The organism is Streptomyces hainanensis (assembly GCF_004348415.1).
Taxonomy (GTDB): domain Bacteria; phylum Actinomycetota; class Actinomycetes; order Streptomycetales; family Streptomycetaceae; genus Streptomyces; species Streptomyces hainanensis.
This window is the reverse complement of the sequence record NZ_SMKI01000382.1, coordinates 1-7,785: the sequence shown is the minus strand read 5'-3', so window position 1 is coordinate 7,785 and position 7,785 is coordinate 1. Positions and strand designations below refer to the sequence as shown.

4 protein-coding genes and 1 pseudogene are annotated in these 7,785 nt (G+C 74.9%); 3 read left to right on the top strand and 2 right to left on the bottom strand.

The features are described from left to right. Nucleotides 1-287: 287 nt before the first annotated feature. Together E1283_RS40010 and gcl are read left to right on the top strand one after the other, a co-directional pair. Nucleotides 288-1,403: pseudogene (locus E1283_RS40010) on the top strand (MFS transporter); the annotation flags it as partial. A gap of 213 nt (nt 1,404-1,616) precedes the next feature. Further along, complete coding sequence (gene gcl, locus E1283_RS40005) at nt 1,617-3,320, top strand: glyoxylate carboligase (RefSeq protein WP_165956263.1); 1,704 nt, start codon at nt 1,617-1,619, stop codon at nt 3,318-3,320. A 7-nt stretch (nt 3,321-3,327) separates the two neighbouring features. Here the strand turns inward: gcl and E1283_RS27625 are convergent, their stop codons facing one another. Further along, nucleotides 3,328-5,724, bottom strand: a complete 2,397-nt coding sequence (locus E1283_RS27625) for a phosphoketolase family protein (RefSeq protein WP_132820884.1) — start codon at nt 5,722-5,724, stop codon at nt 3,328-3,330. Nucleotides 5,725-5,880: 156 nt separating this feature from the next. Then, entirely contained in the window at nt 5,881-6,516 is a 636-nt protein-coding gene (locus tag E1283_RS27620; RefSeq protein WP_132820883.1) for a sugar-binding domain-containing protein, read from the bottom strand. Here E1283_RS27620 and E1283_RS27615 point away from each other — a divergent pair. Then, the coding region (locus E1283_RS27615; RefSeq protein WP_243745146.1) for a pyridoxal phosphate-dependent decarboxylase family protein at nt 6,473-7,785 on the top strand (1,313 nt) is incomplete at its 3' end. The genes E1283_RS27620 and E1283_RS27615 overlap by 44 nt on opposite strands.

The window sequence follows — 7,785 nt, the reverse complement described above, 5'->3', positions numbered from 1 at the left end:
CCACCACCCCCACCCGCGCCGGGAGTTCGCCACCGCCTCCGCGGCCACGCCGCGTGCGAACGGCGGGCGGACTCCGCGGCGGGAAGCCCTCCGGGGAGGTGCGCAAACGGGCCGGGGCGGGCGGCGGGCCGACCCGGCCCTCGTCACGGCCCCGGAGGAGGCTCTTCGCAAATCATCCATCACTTCAGCACACGGGGGCCCCGGAACTGGCGCGGAGTCTACGCGCGTCCTTGTCGGCCCACCCCGGCTTTCCTAGTGTCCGTCTCCCCGTGACGGAGAGAGGTGGCATGGTCGAGGCCCACAGAACGGACACGCCTTCGTCACGTGACTTCCGGCTCCTGTGGACCGCGTCGGTCAGCGACTCCCTGGGCACCCAGACCTCGGGCGTGGTGCTGCCGCTGCTGCTGCTCGCCCTGGGGCACACCGCGGCCGTCGCGGGGGCCGTGGTCTCGGCGTCCCTCGCCGCGGGGCTGCTGGCCGGCCCCTTCGCCGCCGTCCTGGCCGACCGCGGCTCCCGGCGGGCGGTGATGACCTGGTGCGCGCTCACCGCCGCCGCCGCGATGGGGGCCATCGCGCTGCTGGCCGCTCTCCCACGGCCGCCGCTGGCCGCGTTGGTGACGGCCGTGGCCGTCGAGCGGGTCGCCACCGCCTGCTACGCGGCGGCCGCGCAGGGCTGGGTGGCGGCCGTCGTCCCGCCCACCGGCTACCCGCGCGCCGTGGCCCGGCTCCAGGCCGGCGAGCAGGGGGCGCAGGTGGTGGGGCCCGTGCTGGGTGGCGCGCTGTTCGGGACCGCGCGCTGGCTGCCGTTCCTCGTGGACGCCGTCAGTTACGCGGTCGCGGTGTGCTGCGTCCGCGGCACCCGCGCTTCGCTGGCTCCCGGTGCCGCGGGCCGTGACGAGGCGCGGGACGACGGCCGTGACGAGGCGCGGCGCGGGGCGCGGGCCGTCGTCGCCGACCTGCGGGAGGGACTGCGCTTCGTCTGGGCCGAACCGTTCCTGCGGGCCGTGCTGTGGTGGATGACCGGGGTGAACGGGGTGTTGGCCGCGCTCTACTACGGGGCGGTCTTCACGCTGGACCGGCACGGCGCCGGCACCGCCGCCATCGGCACGGTGCTCGCGGTGTCGGGCGCGGCCGGCGTCGCGGGGGCGCTGCTCGCGCCCCGGCTGGCCGCCAGGATTCCGGCCGCCCGGCTCGCCGCGCTGGTCTCGTGGGCCGTGGTCCTGGTGGCCCTTGGGCTCACGGCCGCCACCCGGCCGTGGACCTACGGCGTGCTGTTCGCGGCCGTGTCACTGCTGGTCCCCACGCTGGCGGTGCTGTTGGCGGCCCGGGCCATCGCCGTCACGCCCGCGGCGTTCCAGTCCCGGGTCGGCACGGTGCTCAACACGGCCTCCGGCGCGGTGGCCACCGTCGCGCCGTTGGCCACCGGCGTGTTGGTCGCGGCGGTCGGGGGCGCCGCCGTGGCGCTGGCGGCGGCCGGGGTCATGGCGCTGGTCGCGGGGTACGCCTCGCGGGTGCTGGGTCCGCTGCTCCGCGCCGCCGCCGCACGGGGGGCGGCGGCCGCCCCCGCCTCCCGTGTCCGGCCAGTGCCCGATCCACGCCCGAGAGGAAGTCACACCATGGCCAGAGTCCCCGTCATGCGGGCCGTCGTCGACGTGCTCGTCTCCGAGGGCGTCGACGTCGCCTTCGGCTGCCCGGGAGCGGCGATCCTGCCGCTCTACGCGGCGCTGGAGAAGAGCGACATCAGGCATCTGATCGTCCGCCACGAGGAGGGCGCCACCCACATGGCCGACGGGTGGGCCCGCACCAACGGCCGGGTCGGGGTGGCCGTCGGCACCTCGGGCCCGGCCGGCACCAACATGATCACCGGCCTCTACACCGCCCAGGCCGACTCCATCCCGATCCTCTGCGTCACCGGCCAGGCGGTCTCGGACAAGTTGCACCAGGAGGCGTTCCAGGCGGTCGACATCGTGGCGATCGCCACGCCGGTCACCAAGTGGGCGGTCCAGGTCAAGGAGGCCGCGCAGGCCCCGTGGATCTTCCGCGAGGCGTTCCGGATCGCCCGCTCGGGCCGTCCCGGCCCGGTGCTGATCGACCTGCCGCTCGACGTGCAGCGGCAGGAGATCGAGTGGGACCCGGAGCTCGACGCCCCGCTGCCCGTGCCGCGCGTCGAGCCGCACCGGCCGCGGGTGGAGCGCGCGCTCGACATGCTGCTCGCCGCCGAACGGCCGCTGGTCCTGGCCGGCGGCGGCGTGATCCTCGGCGACGCCCACGAGCCGCTGCGCGAGCTGGCCGAACTGCTCGGCGTCCCGGTGCAGACCACCCTGATGGGCAAGGGTTCCTTCCCCGAGGACCACGAGCTCTTCGCCGGCATGACCGGCATCCAGACCAGCCAGCGGTACGGCAACCAGTCGTTCCTGGAGTCCGACCTGGTGCTGGCCCTCGGCGCCCGGTTCGGCGACCGGCACACCGGCGCCCTCGACGTCTACCGGGGCGGGCGCAGGTTCATCCACGTCGACATCGAACCCACCCAGATCGGCCGGGTGTTCGGCCCCGACCTGGGCATCGTCTCGGACACCCGGCTCTTCCTCGACGCGCTGCTCGACGCCGCGCGCGAGCGGGGCACGCGCGGGGACCACGCCGCGTGGGTCGCCAGGGTCGGCGAACTCAGGCGGACCCTGACCCGCCGGGACGACTACGACACCGTGCCGATCAAGGCGCCCCGCGTCTACCGGGAGATCAACGCGGTCTTCCCGCCCGACGCCTACTTCGTCACGGCGATCGGCCTCTACCAGATCTGGGGCGGCCAGTTCCAGCGGGCCCACCTGCCCAGGCACTACCAGGTGTGCGGACAGGCGGGACCGCTCGGCTGGGAGATACCGGCGGCCATCGGCGTGAAGTCCGCCGTGCCCGACGCCGAGGTGGTGGCGGTGGTCGGCGACTACTCCTTCCAGTTCCTGGTCGAGGAGCTGGCGGTGGCCGCGCAGTACGACATCCCGTTCGTGATCATCATGCTGAACAACGAGTACCTGGGCCTGATCCGGCAGGCCGAGGCCGACGCGTTGGGCATGGAGACCGAGGTCGACATCCACTACGACGAGTACGGCACGGACAACGTGCGGATCATGGAGGCGTACGGCTGCCGCGGCCGCCGCGTCCACGAGCCGGGCGACCTCGCCGGCACCATCGAGTGGGCGCGCCGCGAGGCGGCCGCCACCAGCCGCCCGGTGCTGGTGGAGGTGATGATCGAGCGGGAGGCCACCACCGCCCGCGGCCTCCGGATCGACGCGATGACCGAGCCGGAGCCGGTCCCCCACGCCTGACGGGCGCTCAGCCCGGCCAGGTCCAGCCGGCGACCTCGGGCAGGTCGGTGCCGTGCGCGCGGATCCAGTCGTGGTGCCGGTGGTGGGCGTCGGCCATCAGCTGCCGCACCCCGCCGGCGCGCACCGCGAGGCCCGGCACCCGGTCCAGCACGTCCATGACGAGGCGGTAGCGGTCGATGCCGTTGCGGACCGCCATGTCGAAGTGCGTGGTGGTGGTGCCCTCCTCGGTGTAGCCGCGCACGTGGAGGTGCGGGTGGACGGCGCGCCGGTAGGCCAGCCGGTGGATGAGCCACGGGTAGCCGTGGTAGCCGAAGACGACCGGCCGGTCGCGGGTGAACACGGCGTCGAACTCGTGGTCCGACATGCCGTGCGGGTGCTGCTCGGCCGGCATCAGGCGGGCGATGTCGACCACGTTGACGACCCGGACGGCGAGGTCTGGCAGGTGGCGGCGCAGCAGCGCCGCCGCCGCCAGCACCTCCAGGGTGGGCACGTCGCCGGCACAGGCCAGGACGACGTCCGGCTCCTCGCCGAGGCGCTCGGTGCCGGCCCACTCCCACAGCCCGGCGCCGCGGGCGCAGTGCGCGCGGGCGGCGTCGAGGCCGAGCCAGTCGAAGGTGGGGTCCTTGCCGGCGACGACGACGTTGACGTGGTCGCGGCTGTGCAGCACGTGTTCGGCGACGGCGAGCAGCGTGTTGGTGTCCGGCGGCAGGTAGACCCGCACGACCTCGGGGCTCTTGCTGAGGATGTGGTCGACGAAGCCGGGGTCCTGGTGGGAGAAGCCGTTGTGGTCCTGCCGCCACACGTGCGAGGTGAGCAGGTAGGTGAGCGAGGCGACGGGCGCGCGCCACTCCACCCGGCGGGCGGCGCGCAGCCACTTGATGTGCTGGTTGGCCATGGAGCCGACGATGTGGGCGAACGCCTCGTAGCAGGAGAAGAGTCCGTGGCGGCCGGTGAGCAGGTAGCCCTCCAGCCAGCCCTGGCAGGTGTGCTCGGAGAGGATCTCCATCACCCGGCCGTCGCGGGCCAGGTGCTCGTCGGTGGGCACGGTCTCGGCCTGCCACGCCTTCCCGGTCGCCCGGTAGACGGCCTGTAGGCGGTTGGACGCGGTCTCGTCGGGCCCCACGAGACGGAAGTCGCGGCGCTCGGCGGTGGCTTCGAGCACCTGCTCGACGAGGCCGCCGAGGACCCGGGTGGGTTGGTGCGCGGTGGCGCCCGGCGTGTCGACGGCGACGGCGTGCCGCTCAAGCGGCGGAACCGGCAACGTGCGCAGCAGCAGCCCGCCGTTGGCGTGCGGGTTGGCGCCCAGCCGGCGGTCGCCGTGCGGGGTGTGGGCGAGCACCGGCTCCCGGGGTCGCCCCCGGGTGTCGAAGAGCTCCCGGGGCCGGTAGGAGAGCAACCACTCCTCCAGCTGCCGCAGATGGACGGGGTTCTCCCTGACGTGCGCGAGGGGCACCTGGTGGGCGCGCCAGGTCCCCTCGACCGGCAGCCCGTCGACCTCGGCCGGGCCGGTCCAGCCCTTGGGGGTGCGCAGCACGATCAGCGGCCAGCGGGGGCGCTCCCCGGTGGCGTCCCCGGCCCTGGCGGCGCGCTGGATGTGGGCGATGCGGTCGAGGGCGGTGTCCATGGCGTGGGCCATCAGCCGGTGCACGGTGGCCGGTTCCTCGCCGGTGACGTGGAGCGGGTGGTGGCCGAGGCCGCGCAGCAGGTCGTCGAGCTCGGCCTCGGGGACACGGGCCAGCACCGCGGGGTTGGCGATCTTGTAGCCGTTGAGGTGGAGGACGGGCAGCACGGCGCCGTCGTGCACGGGGTCGAGGAACTTGGTGGAGTGCCAGGCGGCCGCCAGGGGGCCGGTCTCCGCCTCGCCGTCGCCGACCACGCAGGCGACCAGCAACTCCGGGTTGTCCAGCGCCGCGCCGTAGGCGTGGGCGAGGGAGTAGCCCAGTTCGCCGCCCTCGTGGATCGATCCCGGGGTGTCGGGCGCGGCGTGGCTCGGGACGCCGCCGGGGAAGGAGAACTGGTGGAACAGCCGGGCCATGCCGGCCGCGTCGCGCGTGACGTCCGGGTAGGCGTCGGAGTAGCTGCCGTCCAGCCAGGAGCCCGCCAGCACGGCGGGGCCGCCGTGCCCGGGGCCCCAGACGCAGACGGCGTCCAGGTCGCGCGCCGAGACGGCCCGGTTGAGATGGGTGTACACCAGGTTGAGTCCTGGCGAGGTGCCCCAGTGCCCGAGCAGCCGGGGCTTCACGTGTTCGGGGCGCAGCGGTTCGGCGAGCAGCGGGTTGGCCAGCAGGTAGATCTGGCCGACCGTCAGGTAGTTGGCCGCGCGCCAGTGGGCGTCGAGGGCGGCGAGCTCGTCGGCGTCAAGGTCGGGGGGGTGGCCGGGTGCGCCGGGCGGGGTGTCCTGCATGCCGGTCTCCACCTCCGGGGAGGCACGCCGAGGGGGCGCGTCGACGGTAACGACCGCTGAATGCTGCACCGCCGCCCCCGCGTTCGCGCGCCGCCACGGCGGCGGGCCACCCGAACAGGCCGCCCGGGCCCTCCCGATGGCCGCGCCGGCTCGCGCTCACGGCTCACGGCCCGTCGAGCAGGCGGCGGGCCGTGGTGATGCCGGTGACGAGGGCGGTGATCCAGCGGCCACGCACCGCCGCGCGATGTCCTCCTCGGTCACCGCGTTGCCGCTGAGCCGGAGCAGCGGCGAGGGCTCCAGGCTGCCGATGCCCACCAGGACGGCGGTCAGCCGCTGCCACGCCTGGCTGATCTCGCGCACGGCGGGGTCGTTGAGCAGCGAGAGCCGGGCCTCCGTCGAGCCGACCACGCCGGGGGCGCGGACGAACAGCGGGGTGGCGCCGGTCACTTCGGCGAGCCCGGCGGTGAGGCGGGTGGCCCGGACCCGGCCCTGGGGGTCTCCGGCGCCGCCCGTCAGCTGGACCACCCTGGCGGCGCCCGGCGCCCTGGCGGGCCGCATGGACTCGACGGCGGCGAGCAGCGTCTCGTCCCAGGTGGAGATGCCGATCAGGTCGCCGGGGCGGCGGGCCCACCGGGTGCGACGTTCGGCCCGTTTCCCTTCCCGCTGCGTGGCCGTATCGTCGCACTGTGCGAGTTCACGGCCTCGCGCGGGCGGCCACGCCCGGCGTGGCGGGGCGTACCGGGAGCAGGTGAGGGAACTGACGATTTCGCGACGGGAAACCGAGACCGTCACCGCGCGACAGCCGCCCTACCAGGGGCCCGAGTCGTCGCTGCTGCTGACCGTCGAAAGCATGCGGGCGATGGGCCTGGCGGCGCTGGAGATGCTGATCGATCACGTCGCGGCTCCCCGCGGCGACGCGCCGGTGTCCGCGAACGGGGCCGCGGCCGCGGCACACCTTCGGGTTCAGCCGGTTCCCACCGCGCCGGCGGACGATCCGGTCGCGCTGCTGAACGAGCTGCACCCGCTGTTGCGCGAGGGCAACGCCCATCCGGACCATCCGGGTTTCCTGGCCTTCGTGCCCAGCCCCGGTACCTTCCCCGGCGTGCTGGGCGCCGCCCTGGCCACCGGGTTCGCGGTGCCGACCGGATGGCGGCTGACGGGGCCGGCCGCCAGCGCGATCGAGTCGGCCGCCGTCGGCTGGCTGGTGGAGCTGCTCGGCCTCACCGAGGGAACGTCCGGGCTGTTCGTGCCGGGCGGTTCCCTGGCGAACCTGACCGCGCTCGCCGCCGCCCGCGACGCGCGCGCCGGGACCGAGGCCCACGCGGCCACGGCGTACGTCAGCGACCAGACGCACTTCTCCGTCCCACGCGCCCTGCACGTGCTGGGGCTTCACACGGACCGGGTGCGGACGCTGCCGAGCGACCGCGCCCAGCGGCTGGCCGTCGGCCCGCTCGCCGAGCGCGTGGCCAGGGACCGTCGGCGGGGTCTGCGTCCGTTCCTCGTGGTCGCCACCGCGGGCACCACGGCGACCGGAGCCGTCGATCCGCTGCCCGAGCTGGCCCGGTTCTGCCGCGAGGAGGGCCTGTGGCTGCACGTGGACGGCGCCTACGGCGCGCCCGCGGCCCTGACCCGCCGTGGACGGCGGGCCCTGGCCGGCCTGGAACTGGCCGACTCGCTGACCGTGGACGCCCACAAGTGGCTCTTCCAGCCGGCCGAGACCAGTTGCGTGCTGCTGCGCGAACCCGCCCACCTGCGCCGCGCGTTCGGCGTGGAACTCCCCTCCTACCTGGCCGCCGACGACGAGGCGGACGGTGACGGGGTGGCCGGTGACGGGGTGGACTACCTCCAGTGGGGTGTCCAGCAGACCCGGGAGTTCCGCGCGCTGCGCCTGTGGCTGTCCCTGCGGACCTTCGGGGCGGACGCCTTCCGCTCCGCGATCGACCGGGGCCTGGACACGGCCGAGGAGATCGCCCGCCACATCGAGGACTCCCCCGGCCTGGCCCTGGTGACCGGCCCGGCCCTGGCCGTCGTCACCTTCCGGGCCCTGCCCCTGTCTCTTAT